Source organism: Agromyces sp. Y182 (assembly GCF_059445385.1).
The window spans coordinates 61032-79036 of record NZ_JCAIUF010000001.1; the positions used below are offsets into that span (position 1 = coordinate 61032).

Here is an 18005-nt window from a genome sequence, read left to right on the forward strand (position 1 = left end):
TCCACTGTTCGTCGCGCCTGGCGCGAGCCACCGCGTTCGCAGGCATCTCGACGTGCAGAACGCCGTCGTCGGCGATGAGCGCGCCGTGGAAGCGAAGTGCGCTCCCGCAGGCGAGACGGCCGCCGATCTCGCATGCCCGCATGACGTCTACATCCGTGTCGGGCAGCGCATACCAAGCCTGACGCACACGAAGCAGTCGGCCATGCGCGACGAGGATGCGCACGGTTTCATCGTCGAGCGCCATTCGTCGCAGATCGGATCGTCTCGCAATGCCGCCGAGGGCGGCCGTCTCCCGTTCGTATCGCATACCCGAGCATGACCGCCTCCAGCCTGGAGGACGACGTCTTCGAACCGTCCCGTGCCGAGCTGGCGTCGACCGGCGCCTGTTGAGGAGTACCCGGCTTCGGACGGACCGCGCCTCGCCGTCACGCGTGCAAGAGAACGACCTCTGATCGGAAACGCCCCTCGACTCCTGAACACAAGGACGAGCGCCGTCTTGAAACACGGACGAACGCCGACTCCTCATACATGCCAAAGGACAAACACTGATACCAACAGACAAACGCCGCCTCCCGAACACAAGGACAAACGCTCCCGAACACAAGGACAAACGCCGCCTCCCGAACACAAGGACAAACGCCGCCTCCCGAACACAAGGACAAACGCCGCCTCCTGAACACAAGGACAACGGATCGTTGACGCGCAGTGTCCTTGCATTCAGGAGTCGCGCGGTCTGAACGCGGCTCGAGTCCGTCTTTCGGGTCGCTCGGCTGATCCTGGTCGGGCCCACCGTGGTGGGTCTGATCGTGGTCAGGCGCTCGCGTCAGGCGCGACCGTGATCAGCCGCGGACCGCGGGCAGTCGTGATGTCGGTCGATCGCGATCGTAGCGACACCATCGGTAGCGGATTCCGGAGCGGGAGAGATGCTCGCCGACGAGTGGATCCGATGCCGTGAGCTTGAACACGGCAGGGATCGCCGGGGCATACACATCGCCATCAATGGGCACGAATGCATCGCCCTCAGAGTGACGCAGCTCGGTGATCTCGAGGCGATCGGCCAGTCCGAGAGCCTCCGCATACAGCTGCCCGCCGCCGATGAACCACACGCGTTCGACGTCGTCTTGCGCGACGAGGGCGAGTGCGTCATCGATGGATGCCGCGACGTCGGCGCCTTCCGCCGCCCAATCGGGCTGGCGGGTGACGACGATGTTGCGGCGCCCCGGAAGCGGGCGATAGCGCGCAGACAGCGATTCCCACGTCTTGCGGCCCATCACGACGGGGCTCCCGAGAGTGACGGACTTGAAGTGCGCGAGATCTTCGGGCACATGCCACGGCATGCCACCGTTGCGGCCGATGACGTGGCCTTCTGCCTCTGCCCAGATCAGACCGACACGAGGAGCCATGGGCGACGGGGCCATGGGCGACGCATCGACGGGCGCCGCGGCATCCGCTCGACTCATACGGCGACGGCAGCGCGGATGGGCGGGTGGTGCTGGTAGCCCTCGACGATGAAGTCGTCGAACTCGTAGTCGAAGATCGAGTCGGGGGTGCGGGCCAAGCGCAGGGTCGGCGCGGGGAACGGGTCGCGCTCGAGCTGGAGGCGCACCTGCTCGACGTGGTTGTCGTAGATGTGGCAGTCGCCGCCGGTCCAGACGAAGTCACCGACCTCGAGCCCGGTCTGCGCGGCGACCATGTGCGTGAGCAACGCGTAGGAGGCGATGTTGAAGGGCACGCCGAGGAAGAGATCGGCGCTGCGCTGATAGAGCTGGCACGAGAGCTTGCCGTCGGCGACGTAGAACTGGAAGAGCGCGTGGCACGGCGCGAGCGCCATGTCGGGGATGTCGGCCGGGTTCCATGCCGAGACGATGAGGCGGCGAGAGTCGGGGTCCGTGCGGATCTGCTCGACGACCTGCGAGATCTGGTCGATCGTCTCGCCCGATGGCGTCGGCCACGAACGCCACTGCACACCGTAGACGGGACCGAGTTCGCCCGCGGCATCGGCCCACTCGTCCCAGATGGTGACGCCGTGCTCACGAAGCCAGCCGACGTTCGACGAGCCCTGCAGGAACCACAGCAGCTCGTAGGCGATCGACTTGAAGTGCACGCGTTTGGTGGTCACGAGCGGGAAGCCCGCCGAGAGGTCGAACCGCAGCTGTCGCCCGAACACGCTGCGCGTGCCGGTGCCCGTGCGATCGGTCTTGACCGTGCCATGCTCGAGCACGTCGCGCAGCAGGTCTTCGTACGGTGTGGGAATCGTCTCGGCCATCCCCTCAAGGCTAACGCGGGCCGGCGACATCCGGGCCGAGGCGGGCCGTCGGATGAGGGGATGCCGCGAGCCTGCGTCATCCTCGGTCACACTCCCCCGGGCGCACCGGCCGCTGCGTACGCTCGACGCATGGATTGGCTCACCGCCCTCGCGACGGGCGCCGCGCTGCTCGTGGCCGCGACGGCGGTCGGTCTCGCGTGGCGCTCGCGGCAGGGCGTCGCGCGGCGGGGATCGGGCGACACGGTCCGACCGGGCGAGCTCGGTGTCGAGGCGTTCGGCGAGCGCGCCACGCTGGTGCAGTTCTCGACCGAGTTCTGCGCCCGTTGCCCGGCGACCGGTCGCCTGCTCGGGCAGCTCGCGCACGAACACGAAGGCGCAGCCCACATCGTCGTCGACCTCACGCATCGGCCCGACCTCGCCGGCCGCTTCCGCGTGACCGAGACCCCCACGACCCTCCTGCTCGACGGTGAAGGCGCGGTCCGTGCTCGCATCGCCGGCCTGCCCCGTGCCGCCGCGGTGCGGGAACGACTCGACGATCTCCTGAGGAGCAGCAGTGCTATCTCCCACTGACCCCACCACTGTGCGCGACGAGCAATCGGCATCCGCCGAGGATGCGGCATCCGCTCGAGGAGCCCAGGGCATCGACCCGCGCGGTCCGCGCTTCGGCGCTGCGATCACCGCGACCCTGCTCCTCGTCACCGTGGTGCTCTCGGTCGCCGGTGCGGCCGACGCGGCGTTCTGGCTGCTCGCGGCCATCACGCTCCTGTTCGCGTGGGGTGCGTTCGCGGGCATCCGTCGGCATCCGTTCGGCCTGATCTTCGCGAAGCTCGTGCGTCCGCGAATCGCGCCACCGACCGAGCTCGAAGATCCGCGTCCGCCGACGTTCGCGCAGGGAGTCGGCTTCGCCGTCGCGGTCGCCGGCGTCATCCTGTCGCTGCTCGGCCTGCCGTACGCGGTGCCGATCGCCGCGGCGATCGCGTTCGTCGCGGCGTTCCTGAATGCCGCGTTCGACTTCTGCTTGGGCTGCCAGATCTACCTGCTCCTCGCCCGGGCGCGGATCGTCGCTCGAACCTGACCGTCGGGCGCGCGCGCCGCTAGGCTGGAAGCCCGGCTCGACGAGGAGGACCACATGGCAGTCACGAGTGAAGCGACCACCGTCTGGAAAGGTACGCTCTTCGAGGGATCGGGCGACGTCGCCCTCGACTCCTCGGGTCTCGCCACCTTCCCGGTGAACTGGAAGGCCCGCTCCGAGGGTACGGCCGGAACGACGAACCCCGAAGAACTGCTCGCGGCGGCCCACTCCTCGTGTTTCTCGATGGCCCTCTCGCTCGGACTCGCGCAAGCGGGCACACCGGCCGAGAGCATCCAGACCACCGCGGCGGTCACGTTCGAGGCCGGCAAGGGCGTGCTCGGCAGTCACCTGCTCGTGAGCGCCCGCGTGCCGGGCCTGACCGAAGAGCAGTTCGAGGTGCTCGCCGAAGACGCGAAGAAGAACTGCCCGATCTCCCAGGCGCTCGCCGGCATCCCGATCACGATCGAAGCCGAACTCGCCTGAGTGATGCGGGTTCTCGTCGCCGGCGCATCCGGATTCATCGGCACCGCGCTCGTCGGCAGACTGACCGCTGACGGGCACGAGGTGGTGCGTCTCGTACGCCGTCGCGCGCAAGGGCTCGACGAGGCGGCATGGTCGCCTGCGGCCGGCATCATCGACTTCACCGTCATGGATCGGGTCGATGCGGTCGTGAACCTCTCGGGTGCCTCGCTCGCACGTCTTCCGTGGACGAAGTCCTACCGCGGCGAGATCCTCGAGTCGCGCGTCACGGCGACTCGCACGCTCGCCGATGCGATGCGCAAGGCGCGGCGCCCGCCCGCGGTGTTCCTCAACGCCTCGGCGGTCGGCTATTACGGCGACCGGCCCGGCGAGCTCCTCACCGAACATTCGAGCCCGGGCTCCGGCTTCCTCGCCGAAGTCGTCGCCCGGTGGGAGGCCGCGGCGCAGCTCGCGCCGGAAGAGACCCGCACCGTCGTCTTCCGCACCGGGGTCGTCGTCGGCCGTGGCGGTGCATTGAAACGGGTCGGCACGCTGACCCGGCTCGGGGTCTCAGGGCGCCTCGGCACCGGTGGCCAGCACTGGCCCTGGGTCGCCCTCGACGACGAGGTCGGCGCGATCGTGCACCTGCTCGGCTCCCCCATGTCAGGCGCCGTCAACATCGTCGGGCCTACACCGGCGACGGCCGATCGGGTGATGACCGCGATGGCCGAACGCATGCGGCGGCCCTACGTGTTCGGCGTGCCCGAGCGCGTGCTCGAGATCGCCCTCGGCCGCGCCGCCGACGAACTCCTGCTCGCGAGCCAGAAGGTGCGACCGCAGCGACTCATCGACGGCGGCTATCGCTTCCGACACACCACGGTCGAGTCGGCGCTCGATGCGATGCTCAGCGCGCCGCACGCGCCGGTTGGCTAGCCGGGCGACGCTTCGTCGAGAGTTCAGCGCTCCGAGCGCTCCGAGCGCTCCAGTTCGAGGGCTCGCCGCACGGCCTGTCTGGCGTTCCGCCGGTCGCCGGCGGCGTCGTAGGCGAGGCCGAGTCGGAACGCCGACCGCCACGACCCGGGCTCGGCCGCTGCCGCGGCCCGGAACGCGTCGAGCGCGGCAGCGGCAGCCGCCCGCTCGGGTCGGCCGCTCGGTAGGAGCGGCAGCTGCAGATCGAGACCGCCCTCTGCGTCGAGACGCTTCACGAGCGCCTGAGAACCGATGCCGAACGAGAGTTCCCGCCAGAGCGCCCAGACGGCGATGAGGGGCAGCACCATGAGCGCGACACCCATGGCGATCGCGATCGGCTCCCCCGTGCCCATGAACTGCACCGCGCGCCAGCCGACGAGCACGAGGTAGAGCACGAGGAGCGCGGCCATGATGAGCGCGCCGATCATCTTGGTCATCGGGTGGCACCCGTCTTCTCGGTCATCGGGTGGCGCCCGGCACCCCGAGGTCGAGCAGCTTGTCGAGCCCCACGGTGACTCCGGATGCCTCGGGGGCGCTGCGCAGGGCGAGCAGAATGCCGGTCTCGTACGAGCTCGGCGAGAGTGTGGAGTGAGTGATCGTGAGCGTCTCGCCATCGCCACCGAAGATCACGCGCTGCTCGGCCGAGACGCCCGACAGGCGCAAGCTGTGCACGGGCACGCCGCTCACGAGCTGCCCGCGAGCGCGCTGGTCGGCGTGGGGAGCCGCGACCGGCCCGCCTCGACCACGAGCATCGCCGATGAGCTCTGCCGTGCGCACGGCCGTGCCCGACGGCGAGTCGACCTTGCCGGCGTGGTGCGCCTCGACGATCTCGATCGAGTCGAAGTAGGGAGCCGCGAGGGCGGCGAAGGCGGTGCCGAGCACGCTGCCGATCGAGAAGTTCGGAATGAACAGCACCGCGCCTGCGTCAGCGTGGCCGCGCACGAATGCCGAGATGTCGGCGATGCGATCGCTCGACCAGCCCGAGGTGCCGACGACGATCGGAATACCGGCCCCTGCTGCGAACTCGACGATCTCGGCGCTCACTCCCGGATGCGTGACATCGAGCGCGACGTCTGCGCCCAGCATGAGGTCGAGGCTCGAGCGGGAATCGAGCGCTGCGTGGAGCTCGAGGTCTTCGGCCTCCTCGATCAGTCGAACGGCCAGTTGCCCCATCTTGCCTGTGGCCCCGGCCACGGCGACCCGTATCGTCACCGCTTCACCCTAGCAAGCGCGCATGAGGGTACGGATGCCTCGGGGTGGGCCCGGCCGCGGCATCCGCTGCCCGTGCTCAAATAGTGTGGGTGCATGCTGCGCTTCCGAGACGCCTCAGTGACCGACGCCGACGCGCTCGCGCTGCTCGGCGCGTATTTCGCCGAACGCGCAACCGGATTTCCCGCCGCGCAGGGCGAGTACCGGCCTTCCTGGCCGGACCAGGCGCAGTTCACTCCCCCGGCGGGCATCTTCCTCCTCGGGGTCGACGAGTCTGGTGCGGCGGTCGGATGCGGCGGTGTGCGAGGCCTGCAGCATCGCGACGGCAGCTTCGAGGTCAAGCATCTCTGGCTCGCTCCGGCGGCGCGCGGATCGGGCGAGGGGCGGCGACTGCTCGAGGAGCTCGAGCTGCGTGCGACGGAATTCGGGGCGCGCGAGCTCGTGCTCGACACGAATGCGAGCCTCGAGGCGGCCGGCGGACTCTACCGTTCGAGCGGCTACCTCGAGATCGAGCCGTACAACGAGAACCCGAACGCGACGCACTGGTTCGGCAAACGCCTCGCGGGGTGATCGGGGTCGCCGGCGCTCGCTTCGACAGGCTCAGCGAACCTCAGAGCAGGCTCAGCGAACCTCAGAGCTGGCTCAGCGAACCTCAGAGCAGGCTCAGCGAACTTCAGAGCGCGTAGGGCTCGGGCAAACCCGTTCGGAGCTCGGGCGGCAGGTGCGCGATGTCGTTGTGCGCGACCAGACTCCACGGCCGACCGGGCCGCTGCGTGAGCACGGTCAACGCGCAGTTCGCCTGGTTGAGCGAGACCCATCGCCAGTCGGGGGCGCCGAGCACCTCGCGCACGAACCAGCCGATGACGAAGTTGTGGGTGATCAGCAGCTCGTGCCGGTCTTCACGGTGCGAGCGGAGGAACTCCGCAGCCGCGTCGGCCATCTGCGCACTGCCCGCCTCGATCTCGGCCTCGGTGACCGACCCGAAGAACGGATCGTACGCCTTCGGCGTCTCGGGAGCGGGCCCCGACGGAACGCAGTCGAAGAGCAACGCCGAAGGCTCGGGGTTCAGGGCCGGCATCTTCGCCGCGATGATCGCCGCCGTCTCGGTCGCCCGCTGCAGCGGCGAGTGCCAGGCGTTGTCGAACGGGACCCCGCCGAGGCGCTCCGCGAGGAGTTCGGCCTGACGGCGCCCGCGCGGCGAGAGGGGCCCGTCGGGCAGGCCGTGCTCGGCGTCGAGCTGCTCGCCATGCCGGACGAGGTAGAGATGGTTTGCCACAGGTATCGGTTCCTCTGTTGCGGGTCGGGTGCCGCGCTCAGGCGACGTCGGAGCTCGAGGCGACCGCATCGGTCGCACCGGTGAATGCCGATTCGTCGATCGCGCCGACGGCGACGAGCGAGAACGGGCGGTCGATGAGGTCTGCGGCGAGACGTTGCACATCGTCGGCGGTGACGAGTGCGATGCGCCGCAAGGCCTCATCGAGATCGGCGAACTCGCCGAGGGTCAGTTCGGCCCGGCCGAGTCGGGACATCCGGGTGTCGGAGTCTTCGAGAGCGAGCGCGGAGGCACCCGCGAGCTGGCCGGATGCCCGTCGGAGTTCATCGGCGGTCACCCCGTGCTCGGCGAGGCGTCCGAGTTCGTCGCGCATGAGCTCGGCGACGATGCCCGCCTTGGCGGGTGCGCATCCGGCGTACATGCCGAAGAGCCCGGCGTCGGAGTATCCGGGAGCGAAGGAGTAGACGGAGTACGCGAGGCCGCGACGTTCGCGCACCTGTTGGAAAAGCCGGGAGGACATGCCGGAACCGAAGATCGCGTTCAGCACGCTCATCGTGGGGCGTCGATCATCGGTTGCGACGAGCCCGGGCACCCCGAGCAGGAGGTTCACCTGTTCTTTCGGGCGCGCGACGACCGTGAGCGCCGGGCCGGCTTCGAGCACGACGGGCTCGACCGGCCGGCGGTCCACCGGTAGCGCAGCGACCGATACGTCCCATCCGGCCGTGGCGAGGGCACGATCGAGTTCTGCAAGGAGAACGTCATGGTCGACGGCGCCGGCGACGGTGACGACGAGGTCTTGCGGCCGGTAGTTCGCCCGATAGTGCTCCCACACGCCGTCACGGGTGGCGCCGCGGATGGTCTCGGGGTTGCCGCCGATCGGACGGCCGAGGGGGTGACGGCCGAGCACCGCTTCGAAGAAGCGCTCGTTCGCGACATCGCCGGGGTCGTCGCCAGCCATCGACAACTCTTCGAGGATGACGCCGCGCTCGCTCTCGAACTCGACCGGGTCGAGGAGTGAGGAGGTGAACATGTCGGCGAGCACGGCGACGGCCATCGGCAGGTCGCGGTCTTGCACCTTCGCGTAGTAGCACGTGTACTCCTTCGCGGTGAGCGCGTTGTGCTCGCCACCGACCGCGTCGAAGGAGATGGCGATGTCGAGAGCCGACCGCGTCGTCGTGCCCTTGAAGAGGAGGTGTTCGAGGAAGTGCGTCGATCCGTACGTCGCCGGGTGCGCGGCATCCGCTCGCTGCTCGTCTCGAGAGCCGACCGCCACCCAGAACCCGATCGTCACGCTGCGGCTGCCGGGCACCTGTTCGCTGAGCACCCGAACCCCCGATGGGAGCACACTGCGCCGAACTCGCGCATCTCCTGCTGCCGTGAAAGAGAGTTCGGCCTGGCCGAGTGGGAGGTCAACGGCGCCGTTCATCCCGCTCAGCCTATGCCACGCTCGGCAGAAGCGCTCAGACGACGTGCGTTCGGTCGTCTGCGTCGCGGGCGCCGTCAGGCCGAGGCGCGGTCGAGCTCGACGATCTCAGAACGCGCCAGTTCGATGGATGCCGCGGCCACGAGCGCATCGACCTGCTCGGGTCGGCTCGCGCTGACGACGGGAGCGACCACGGTGGGCTTGGCGAGCAGCCAGGCGAGGGCGATCGCTGCGGGCTGCACACCGTGCGCGAAGGCGACCTCGTCGACGGCGGCGAGCACCCGGTGCCCGCGCCGCCCGAGGTGGCGCGCCTGGCGTTCGCCGCGAGCATCGTGGCGAATGTCGGCACGTCGACGCACCTGGCCGCCGAGGAATCCGTTGGCCAGGCCGAAGTAGGGCATCACCGCGAGTCCTTGCGCGTGCGCAACGAGCTCGGGAGCGCCCTCGAACGGGTGGCGATCCATGAGGTTGTACTTCGTCGTGTACGCCTGGAACCTGGGCAGGCCGTTGGCGGCGAGCACCCGCGCCTCGATGAGGCGTTCGGGGGTGAAATCGGCCGCGCCGATCGCGCGGACCTTGCCCGCCGCGATCAGGGCGTCGACTGCGCCGAGGCTCTCTTCGAGCGGCACGTCGCGGTCATCGCCGTGGAAGTAGAGCAGATCGATGCGATCGACGCCGAGGCGCAGAAGCGAGTCGTCGACGGCCACGACGAGTTCGGCCGGCGCGAGCCCGCGGTGGTCGGGGTGGTGTCCGACCTTCGTCATGACGGCCATTCGATCACGCGTGCCGCGGGCGGCCATCCACTTGCCGATGATCGACTCGCTGCGGCCCGCGGCGTAGCTGTCGGCCGTGTCGAGGAGCGCCCCGCCGACTCCCGCGAAGCGATCGAGCACGTCGAATGCCTGCTCGGTGCTGAGGGTCCAGCCGAAGGTGCTGCCGCCGAGCGCCAGCGGGTGAACGTTCAGCCCGGTGTCGCCGATCGTGGCGCGGCGAGTCACCTTGATGGGGCCCGAGAGCGGGTTCGTCGCGACCACCTCGACGTGAAGCCCGTCGAACGTCGCCGAGAGCTCGTCGTGCGGCATCGTCTCGGCCGGCATCGTCTCAGCCAACGCGAGCGTTGCCCCTCCGGCGCTCGCCGTGTGTGCCCGGTATACGTGTCGTCGTGCCACGCTCCCCTCCTCCCCAGGATTGACTCCGACGATACGGGTGGATACGTGCTCGGGGTATGCGATCCGCGGAACAGCGGGTGAACCGTTACCGAATCGTTCTTCAGCCGCCTGCGCGGCGCACGACCGTCGCGGCCTGCCGCAACAGCGGCGCGTCGACCATTCCGCCCCTGAAGGCGAACACTCCGGGCTCGCTCTCTGCTGCGTCGAGCACCGCGCGCGCCCACTCGAGTCGGTCGGCGTCCGGCCGGTACGCCTCGCGTACGACATCGACCTGCGACGGGTGGATGCACGCCGTGGCGGCGAAGCCGACCGCGGCGGCATCTTCGGCCTCGGCCCGCAGTCCGTCGAGGTCGGCGATCTCCAGGTGCACGGTATCGATCGCGGCGATGCCGTGGGCGGCCGCGGCGAGGCTCACGCGGGACCTGGCATCCCTCGCGACGTCGCGGTACCGGCCGTTCGCGAATCGGCTCGACGAACCGCCGAGCGAGGCGATGAGGTCTTCCGCGCCCCACATGAGCGCCGAGACGTTCGGGATCGCCGCGATGTCGTTCGCCGCGAGTACCCCCTTCGCCGTCTCGCAGAGGGCGATGACCTCGAAATCGCCGAGGTCGACGAGATCGGCGGTGCCCTCGCACTTCGCGAGCATCACCGTGCGGTACCCGGTCTCGGCGAGGGCCGCGAGATCGTCCGAGAAGTACGGGCCCGACGCGGGGTTCACGCGCAGGATCACCCGTTCGGGATCGAGCGGTGCGCCCAGGAGTGCGAGACGGGCGCCGTGCTTCGACTCATCGGCGACGGCATCTTCGAGGTCGAGGATCACGGCGTCGGCGCGCCCGAGCGCCTTCGCGTAGCGGTCGGGCCGGTCGGCCGGGCAGAAGAGCAGGGCCGGGCCGAATCGGAACGACGGATGCGTCATCCTCTCGTCTCCTCGTCGGCGCGCGCCCCGACGGCCCCGGCAGCGGCCGTGGCCGCGGCAGCCGCGGCGGATGCGTCGGCGGCGCCCGCTGCCAGCTGCGCGTCGGCGATCGCCGCCTGCCGCTGCCCCGCTTCGCGGAACCACACGAGCGTCGACCGGGTCGCGTGGGCGACCTCGACGCCGTGCTGGTTGCGTCCGACGTGACGCAGGGTCACGATTCCCTGCCCCGGCCGCGACGTCGACGGCCGTATCGCGACCACGACGGTCTCGCTGTAGAGCGTGTCGCCATGGAACAGCGGCGCAGGGAACGCGACCTCGGTGAAGCCCAGGTTCGCAACGATCGTGCCTTGCGTGAGCTGGGCGACGGACGCCCCGACGATCGTCGCGAGCGTGAACATCGAATTGACGAGCCTCTCGCCGAACGGCTGGGTCTCGGCCCAGGCAGCATCGAGGTGGAGCGCCTGCGTATTCATGGTGAGCGTCGTGAACAGCACATTGTCGGCCTCGGTGACGGTGCGACCCGGGCGGTGCAAGTAGCGAGTGCCCGGTTCGAACTCCTCGAACCAGAGGCCGCGCTCGAGCACGTCGCGGTGCACGGGTGGGATGACGGCTTCACCGGACATCTCGGCTCCTTCGTGTCATGGATGCCCGCGGCATCCGCTCGCCTCAGGCGGCGATTCCGAGTTCGCGGGTGATGATCATGAGCTGCACTTCGGTGGTTCCCTCGCCGATCTCGAGGATCTTCGAGTCACGGTAGTGGCGCGCAACGGTGTTCTCGTTCATGAAGCCGTAGCCGCCGAAGATCTGCGTGGCGTCGCGGGCGTTGTCCATCGCGGCCTCCCCTCCGACCATCTTGGCGATTGAAGCCTCGAGTTTGAAGGGCTTGCCCGCATCGAGCTTGCGGGCGGCGTCGTGCCAGGCGAGGCGGGACTGGTGCACGCGGGCCTGCATGCGGGCGATCTTGAAGGCGATGTGCTGGTTCGAGCCGATGGACGAGCCGAACACGACGCGCTCCTTCGCGTAGCGCAGCGCCTCTTCGAGGCATCCCTGCGCGGCGCCGGTCGCGAGCGCCGCGAACGCCACGCGGCCTTCATCGAGAGTCTGCAGGAAGTTCGCGTACCCGCGGCCGCGGGCGCCGAGCAGGTTCGCCGCAGGCACCCGCACATCGGCGAGGGTGAGCGGGTGCGTGTCGGAGGTGTGCCATCCGACCTTGTCGTAGCCCTCCTCGACGGTGAAGCCAGGCGTGCCGTTCGGCACGATGATGGTCGAGAGCTCTTTCTTGACGGTGCCGTCGGGCGCCGTCTTCTCGCCCGTGACCGCCGTGATCGTGACGAACCGGGTGATGGGCGTGCCCGAGTTGGTGATGAACTGCTTGGTGCCGTTGATGACCCACTCGTCGCCGTCGAGCACCGCCGTGGTCTGCGTCGCGCCGGCGTCGGAGCCGGCCTTGGCCTCGGTGAGGCCGAATCCGGCGAGCGCGCGGCCGGCGACGAGGTCGGGCAGGTACTCGGCTTGCTGCGCTGGCGTGCCGTGCCGGTACATCGGCATGATTCCGAGGCCGACGCCCGCCTCGAGGGTGACGCCGATCGACTGGTCGACCCGCCCGAGCGCCTCGACGGCGAGGCAGAGCTGGAAGTAGCTCTTGCCCTGACCCCCGACCGACTCGGGGAACGGCAGCCCGAAGAGGCCGAGATCGCCCATCTGCGCGATGATCTCCATCGGCAGGCGGCGCTTCGTGTCGTACTCGTAGGCCGCGGGGGCGACGACGGTGTCGGCGAATTCCTTGACCCGGTCGAAGAGCGCCTGCTCTTCGGTGCTCAGCTCGTAGTTCACGGTCGTGCTCCTCATTCTGTGCGGGGTGCGGTCGGGTGTGCGCCTTCGTGGAGCGCGGTCGACGGTGCGGGGACGGATGTCGCGGCGTCGCGAGTCGGTGCGTCGGATGTCGCGGCGTCGCGAGTCGGTGCGTCGGATGCAACGGGGTGAGGCTCGATGCGTGCGACGGTTTGGTCGCGCGCGACCTGTTCGCCGACCCCCACGGCGAGGCGCACGACGCCGGCAATGGACGCGGTGACGCGGTGTTCCATCTTCATCGCCTCGATCGCGACGACGGCGTCTCCGGCATCGACGGTGTCGCCGTCGGCGACGAGCACGGCAGTGACGGTACCGGGCATGGGCGCGCGCAGTTCGGGATCGGCGAGGCCACCACGTTCGATCATGGCCAGACGCGCGTCGAGGGCGGCGCGACGGTCTCGGGCCGGCACGCTCCAAGTGCCGGATGACGCGTGCACCCATACCGTGCCGTCGTCGGCCGTCGCGAAGGCCGGTTCGCCGCCCTGCCCCGAGGTCGGCGCGCTGCCGAGATCGGCGCCGGAGCCGCTACGGCGAGTGGAATCGGCGTCTCGCGGCGACGGAGTGATGCGGCCGAGTCGCCAGCCGCGGGCCGTCTGCCAGGCATGCGCACCACCGGCACGAGCGGCGGCGACGGCCTGGGCGTCACGGAACGCGGTGACGTCGGCGAGCATTTCGGGCGGAGCGGCATCCGTGTCAGGGGCCGGAAGTCGATCGATGAGGCCCGTGTCGAGATCACCGCGCTGCACCGCCTCGTCGGCGAGCAGGCGGCGCAGGAACCCGAGGTTCGTCTCGACGCCGAGCACGACGGTGTCGGCGAGCGCGCGGTCGAGTCGGTCGAGCGCCTCGGCGCGGTCTCGCCCGTAGGCGATGATCTTCGCAAGCATCGGGTCGTAATCGGCCGTGATGGACTGGCCGGTGACGATGCCGTCGTCGACGCGTACACCGATGCCCATTGGTGCCCGATACACGAGCAGCTCACCGGTCGAGGGGAGGAAGCCGCGCTCGGGGCTCTCGGCGTAGACACGGGCCTCGATCGCATGCCCGGTGAGACGCACCTCCGATTGCGCGAGCTCGAGCGGCTGCCCCGCCGCGATGCGCAACTGCTGTTCGACGAGGTCGATGCCGGTGACGAACTCGGTGACCGCGTGCTCGACCTGGAGCCGGGTGTTCATCTCGATGAAGAAGAACTCGTCGGGAGCGGCATCCGAGACCAGGAACTCGACGGTGCCGGCGCCGCGGTAGTTGACGCTGCGCGCCGCACCGCACGCCGCCAGCCCGATGCGAGCGCGGGTCTCGGCATCGAGCAGGGGCGATGGCGCCTCTTCGATGACCTTCTGATGGCGGCGCTGCAACGAGCACTCGCGTTCGCCGAGGTGGATCACGTTGCCGTGGTCGTCGGCCAGCACTTGCACCTCGATGTGGCGCGGTCGCTCGATGAGTCGTTCGAGGAGCAGCGTGTCGTCGCCGAACGCGGCGAGTGCCACGCGCCTCGCCGCGGCCAATGCAGCGGCGAGCTCTCGTGCATCACGCGCGATCTGCATGCCCTTGCCGCCGCCACCGGCGCTCGGCTTCACGAGCAGCGGAAAGCCCACGGACTCTGCTGCGGCTGCGAGCGCGCCGTCGTCGAGCGAGGCATCGGCGACGCCCGGCACGGTTGGAACGCCGGATGCCGCGACGTGCTGCTTCGCCCGGATCTTGTCACCCATGATCTCGAGGGCGTCGACCCCTGGGCCGACGAAGACGATGCCGGCCGCGCGGCATGCGTCGGCGAATCCGGCATGTTCCGAGAGGAAGCCGTAACCCGGGTGGATCGCCTGGGCTCCGGTCTCGCGCGCGGCGTCGATGATGCGCGACGGATCGAGATAGCTCTCGGCCGCGGCCGCCGGGCCGATGCGCACGGCATCGTCGGCGAACCGAACATGGGGTGCGCCGGCGTCGGCATCGGAGAACACGGCGATCGAGTGGATGCCGAGCCGCTTCAGAGTGCGGATGACCCGCACGGCGATCTCGCCTCGGTTGGCGACGAGCACGCGGTCGAACGGACGCGTTGCCCGACGCGGCGATCGTGACTCGGTGACGGTGTCGCCCGTGCCCATCCGCGCCTCCCTGCGCTCGACGTGCGCGAACATCAGTTAACGCACACTAACTGGATTCGATGTTAGTGCTCGCTAACTGAAATGACAAGCGGTGGCGCTGCGAGATCGACGAACAGCGGATGATTCGGCCGGCGGGCGACCGCCGGCCGCTCAGGCGCTCGTCGACGCGAGGGCAGCGCTGATGCGATCGACGCCGAACTCGAATGCCCGGTCGACGTCTCCTCCCAATCGGAACGCGCCCGAGAGCTCCATGCTGATGAACCCGGTGACCCACGCGGTGAGCGTACGGGCCGCGTCGAGGGCATGATCGGGGCCGGCGAGTTCGGTGGCGACGTCGAACAGCGGTGCGCTCGCATCGCGCAGCGCCTCGACCTCGAGCCCTGAGTCGTCGCCCGGCGCGAAGACGAGCCCGTACGCCGCGGGGCGCTCGTGTGCGAACGCCCGCACGGCGCGAGCGAGACGGGCCACCTCGGCGAGCGCGGCGTGGCCACCGTCGGCCCGAACGTTGCTCGCATCGCCGACCGCACCGAGGCGCACGCTGAGATCGACGACGGCCGCCGCAGCGATCAACCGCACGAGCTCACTGCGGTTGCGCACGCGCTTGTAGAGCGATGGGGCGCGCACGCCGACGCGTTCGGCGACGGCCTGCATGGTCAGGCCCGTGAGGCCGTCGGCCTCGAGGATCTCGCGACCCGCCGCCACGATGGCCTCGAGGGAAGTTCGTTCCGGTGTCGGCATCCTCGGCCCCTTTCGACATCTCGACTCTAGGCTATTGCGCGTAGCCATGATAGCTATGTATCATAGCCATCACCCCCTCCCGCATCCATGATCAAGCGAGGCACCAAATGAAGCTCGGCCCCTCCCTCTCCCGCATCGGCTCCGACATCGTCGCGGTCTACCTCGTCGACACGCCCGAGGGCGTCACGGTCATCGACGCCGGGCTCGCCGGCCAGTGGGGCGAGCTCACCGTCGAACTCGAGGCGATGGGCCGCTCGCTCGACGACATCCGCGGCGTCGTGCTCACGCACGGCGACTCCGACCACATCGGTTTCGCCGAGCGCCTGCGGCGCGACCATGGCGTGCCGGTCTACGTGCACGAGGCCGACGCCGCTCGTGCCCGCGGCGAGGTCTCGACCAAGCCCGAGTGGGGCAGCGTGAAGCTCGGCCCGACGGCGAGGTTCCTCTGGTACTCCATGACGCACAACGGGCTCCGCACGACCCCGCTCACCGAGGTCGTCACGGTACGAGACGGTGATGTGCTCGACCTGCCGGGCGCACCGAAAGTGATCGGCATGCCCGGCCACTCCCCCGGCAGCATCGCGATCCACGTACCGGTGGCCGATGCCGTCTTCGTCGGCGACGCACTCACCACTCGCCACGTGCTGACGGGGGCGACCGGCCCGCGGCCGGCGCCGTTCACCGACGACCCCGAAGAGGCGCTCGCCTCGCTCCGGCGTCTCGAGGGCCTCGGCGTCACCTGGGTGCTACCCGGCCACGGTTCGCCCTGGAACCGCGGAGTCGATGAGGCCGTGCGCGAGGTCGAGCGGGCCGCCGCGGCATCCGCTTCATGACCGAATGCATCTGACGCGCCGAACGTGCAGGAAACGCCCCTCAAGGGGCGCCAAATGCACGCTCGGCAGGCACGGTGAGCCCCACGACCCGCGGGCGCGGGCGAGGCGCGGGCGAGCCCTACATGCGGAAGAGTCCGAAGGAGGGCTCGGGCAACGGCGTGCGACTCGCGAGCTCGAGCGCGAACGCGAGCACCGTGCGCGTGTCCTCCGGAGCGATGATCCCGTCGTCCCAGAGACGAGCAGTCGAGTGGTACGGACTGCCCTGGTCGTCGTACTGGGCCCGGATCGGATCCTTGAACGCCTGCTCCGCGGCATCCGACCACTGTTCGCCCTTCACCGCGAGCTGGTCGCGCTTGACGGTCGCGAGCACGGATGCCGCCTGCTCGCCGCCCATCACCGAGATGCGGGCGTTCGGCCACATCCAGAGGAACCGCGGCGAGTACGCCCGCCCGCACATCGAGTAGTTGCCCGCGCCGAAGGAACCGCCGATCACGACCGTGAACTTCGGCACGCGCGTCGTCGCAACCGCGGTCACCATCTTCGCGCCGTGCTTGGCGATGCCACCCGCTTCGGCGTCGCGACCCACCATGAAGCCCGAGATGTTCTGCAGGAAGACGAGCGGGATGCCGCGCTGGTCGCAGAGTTCGATGAAGTGGGCGCCCTTCATCGCCGCCTCGCTGAAGAGCACGCCGTTGTTCGCGACGATGCCGACGGGGTGTCCGTCGATGTGGGCGAAACCCGTGACGAGCGTGTCGCCGTACTCGCGCTTGAACTCGGTGAACTCGCTGCCGTCGACGAGGCGGGCGATGACCTCGCGCACGTCATAGGGCTGCTGCACGTCGAGCGGCACGGCCGCTGTGAGCGTCGACGGGTCGACAGCGGGCTGCCGGGGCTCGCGCACCGTCCACGCGCGAGGCTCTTGCGCCGGAAGGGTCGCGACCATGTCGCGCACGAGTTCAAGGGCGTGCTCGTCGTCTTCGGCGAGATGATCGGTCACCCCCGATACCCGCGAGTGCAGTTCGCCGCCGCCGAGTTCTTCGGGCGTCACGATCTCGCCGATCGCGGCCTTCACGAGCGGCGGGCCGCCGAGGAAGATCGTGCCCTGGCCCCGAACGATCACGGTCTCGTCGCTCATCGCCGGCACGTAGGCGCCGCCGGCGGTGCATGAGCCGAGCACGGCAGCGAGCTGCGGAATGCGCTTCGCCGATAGCTGCGCCTGATTGAAGAAGATGCGGCCGAAGTGCTCGCGGTCGGGGAAGACCTCGTCTTGCAGGGGCAGGAATGCCCCACCCGAGTCGACCAGGTAGATGCACGGCAGCCGGTGCTCCTTCGCGACTTCCTGAGCCCGCAGGTGCTTCTTCACGGTCATCGGGTAGTAGGTGCCGCCCTTGACGGTCGCGTCGTTGCACACGACGAGCACGGGGCGGCCGTGCACGAGACCGATGCCCGTGATGATGCCCGCGCCCGGCGAGTCTCCTCCGTAGAGACCAGCGGCGGCGAGCGGCGAGAGTTCGAGGAACGGGCTGCCCTCGTCGAGCAAGCGGTCGACCCGGTCGCGCGGCAGCAGCTTGCCACGGGCGACATGGCGCTCACGGGATGCCGCGGGGCCGCCCGCCGCCGCCGCGGCGACCTTCTCGCGGAGTTCACGAACGAGCGCCGCGTGGCCCGCGCCGTTCGCGCGCGCCGCCTCACCGGCGGGGTCGATGCCGCTGTGGAGTGTGCCCATTCCGC

At 69.6% G+C, this 18005-nt stretch carries 20 protein-coding genes; 7 read left to right on the plus strand and 13 right to left on the minus strand.

All coding sequences use genetic code 11. The annotated features are described in order from the left end of the window. Positions 1–52 precede the first annotated feature (52 nt). Positions 53–319 (plus strand): hypothetical protein, encoded by a 267-nt coding sequence (locus AC1C2R_RS00285; protein ID WP_495350542.1) that lies wholly within the window; start codon positions 53–55, stop codon positions 317–319. Positions 320–839: 520 nt separating this feature from the next. On the opposite strand, the gene AC1C2R_RS00290 is transcribed toward AC1C2R_RS00285, so the two are convergent. Then, positions 840–1418 carry a dihydrofolate reductase gene (locus AC1C2R_RS00290; RefSeq protein ID WP_495378555.1) on the minus strand — a complete coding sequence of 193 codons (579 nt, stop codon included), beginning with the start codon at positions 1416–1418 and terminating at the stop codon, positions 840–842. A 38-nt stretch (positions 1419–1456) separates the two neighbouring features. Continuing rightward, entirely contained in the window at positions 1457–2266 is an 810-nt protein-coding gene (locus AC1C2R_RS00295; protein ID WP_495350544.1) for a thymidylate synthase, read from the minus strand. Positions 2267–2395: 129 nt separating this feature from the next. Between AC1C2R_RS00295 and AC1C2R_RS00300 the strand changes: the two genes are divergently transcribed. From AC1C2R_RS00300 to AC1C2R_RS00315, 4 genes are read left to right on the plus strand one after another with little or no spacing between them, the layout of a single operon-like run. After that, entirely contained in the window at positions 2396–2836 is a 441-nt protein-coding gene (locus AC1C2R_RS00300) for a thioredoxin family protein (RefSeq protein WP_495378556.1), read from the plus strand. A gap of 10 nt (positions 2837–2846) precedes the next feature. Then, positions 2847–3341: a DUF4395 domain-containing protein gene (locus AC1C2R_RS00305; protein ID WP_495353164.1), complete on the plus strand. Its 495-nt coding sequence runs from the start codon at positions 2847–2849 to the stop codon at positions 3339–3341. Between the two features lie 54 nt (positions 3342–3395). Then, on the plus strand, positions 3396–3821 hold the full coding sequence (locus AC1C2R_RS00310) for an OsmC family peroxiredoxin (RefSeq protein ID WP_495350546.1): 426 nt from the start codon (positions 3396–3398) through the stop codon (positions 3819–3821). Between the two features lie 3 nt (positions 3822–3824). Beyond that, the gene (locus tag AC1C2R_RS00315) at positions 3825–4730 is read left to right on the plus strand and encodes a TIGR01777 family oxidoreductase (RefSeq protein ID WP_495350547.1); all 906 of its coding nucleotides are present in this window, start codon (positions 3825–3827) and stop codon (positions 4728–4730) included. A 23-nt stretch (positions 4731–4753) separates the two neighbouring features. Here the strand turns inward: AC1C2R_RS00315 and AC1C2R_RS00320 are convergent, their stop codons facing one another. Both AC1C2R_RS00320 and dapB read right to left on the minus strand, forming a co-directional pair. After that, positions 4754–5203, minus strand: coding sequence for a hypothetical protein (locus AC1C2R_RS00320; protein WP_495378557.1), 450 nt, complete (start codon positions 5201–5203; stop codon positions 4754–4756). Between the two features lie 22 nt (positions 5204–5225). Further along, positions 5226–5978, minus strand: a complete 753-nt coding sequence (gene dapB, locus AC1C2R_RS00325) for a 4-hydroxy-tetrahydrodipicolinate reductase (RefSeq protein WP_495350549.1) — start codon at positions 5976–5978, stop codon at positions 5226–5228. A gap of 93 nt (positions 5979–6071) precedes the next feature. Between dapB and AC1C2R_RS00330 the strand changes: the two genes are divergently transcribed. Further along, on the plus strand, positions 6072–6545 hold the full coding sequence (locus tag AC1C2R_RS00330) for a GNAT family N-acetyltransferase (RefSeq protein ID WP_495378558.1): 474 nt from the start codon (positions 6072–6074) through the stop codon (positions 6543–6545). 103 nt (positions 6546–6648) lie between these two features. On the opposite strand, the gene AC1C2R_RS00335 is transcribed toward AC1C2R_RS00330, so the two are convergent. From AC1C2R_RS00335 to AC1C2R_RS00370, 8 genes are all read right to left on the minus strand, one after another. Then, positions 6649–7251 carry a histidine phosphatase family protein gene (locus tag AC1C2R_RS00335; protein WP_495350551.1) on the minus strand — a complete coding sequence of 201 codons (603 nt, stop codon included), beginning with the start codon at positions 7249–7251 and terminating at the stop codon, positions 6649–6651. A 37-nt stretch (positions 7252–7288) separates the two neighbouring features. After that, positions 7289–8674 carry a M16 family metallopeptidase gene (locus tag AC1C2R_RS00340; RefSeq protein ID WP_495378559.1) on the minus strand — a complete coding sequence of 462 codons (1386 nt, stop codon included), beginning with the start codon at positions 8672–8674 and terminating at the stop codon, positions 7289–7291. A gap of 74 nt (positions 8675–8748) precedes the next feature. After that, positions 8749–9840, minus strand: a complete 1092-nt coding sequence (locus AC1C2R_RS00345) for an aldo/keto reductase (protein WP_495378560.1) — start codon at positions 9838–9840, stop codon at positions 8749–8751. Positions 9841–9940: 100 nt separating this feature from the next. After that, on the minus strand, positions 9941–10756 hold the full coding sequence (locus AC1C2R_RS00350; protein ID WP_495378561.1) for an HpcH/HpaI aldolase/citrate lyase family protein: 816 nt from the start codon (positions 10754–10756) through the stop codon (positions 9941–9943). Continuing rightward, positions 10753–11379 (minus strand): MaoC family dehydratase, encoded by a 627-nt coding sequence (locus AC1C2R_RS00355; protein ID WP_495350555.1) that lies wholly within the window; start codon positions 11377–11379, stop codon positions 10753–10755. Before AC1C2R_RS00355 ends, AC1C2R_RS00350 begins: the two co-directional genes overlap by 4 nt. A gap of 43 nt (positions 11380–11422) precedes the next feature. Then, positions 11423–12589: an acyl-CoA dehydrogenase family protein gene (locus AC1C2R_RS00360; RefSeq protein WP_495350556.1), complete on the minus strand. Its 1167-nt coding sequence runs from the start codon at positions 12587–12589 to the stop codon at positions 11423–11425. A gap of 11 nt (positions 12590–12600) precedes the next feature. Continuing rightward, on the minus strand, positions 12601–14703 hold the full coding sequence (locus AC1C2R_RS00365) for an acetyl/propionyl/methylcrotonyl-CoA carboxylase subunit alpha (protein ID WP_495378562.1): 2103 nt from the start codon (positions 14701–14703) through the stop codon (positions 12601–12603). Positions 14704–14853: 150 nt separating this feature from the next. Then, a complete protein-coding gene (locus tag AC1C2R_RS00370) occupies positions 14854–15441 on the minus strand; it encodes a TetR/AcrR family transcriptional regulator (protein WP_495378563.1) in 588 nt (195 codons plus the stop codon). A gap of 107 nt (positions 15442–15548) precedes the next feature. Between AC1C2R_RS00370 and AC1C2R_RS00375 the strand changes: the two genes are divergently transcribed. Further along, positions 15549–16274: an MBL fold metallo-hydrolase gene (locus AC1C2R_RS00375; RefSeq protein WP_495378564.1), complete on the plus strand. Its 726-nt coding sequence runs from the start codon at positions 15549–15551 to the stop codon at positions 16272–16274. A 118-nt stretch (positions 16275–16392) separates the two neighbouring features. On the opposite strand, the gene AC1C2R_RS00380 is transcribed toward AC1C2R_RS00375, so the two are convergent. Beyond that, on the minus strand, positions 16393–18000 hold the full coding sequence (locus AC1C2R_RS00380) for a carboxyl transferase domain-containing protein (protein WP_495350560.1): 1608 nt from the start codon (positions 17998–18000) through the stop codon (positions 16393–16395). Between the last annotated feature and the right edge of the window lie 5 nt (positions 18001–18005).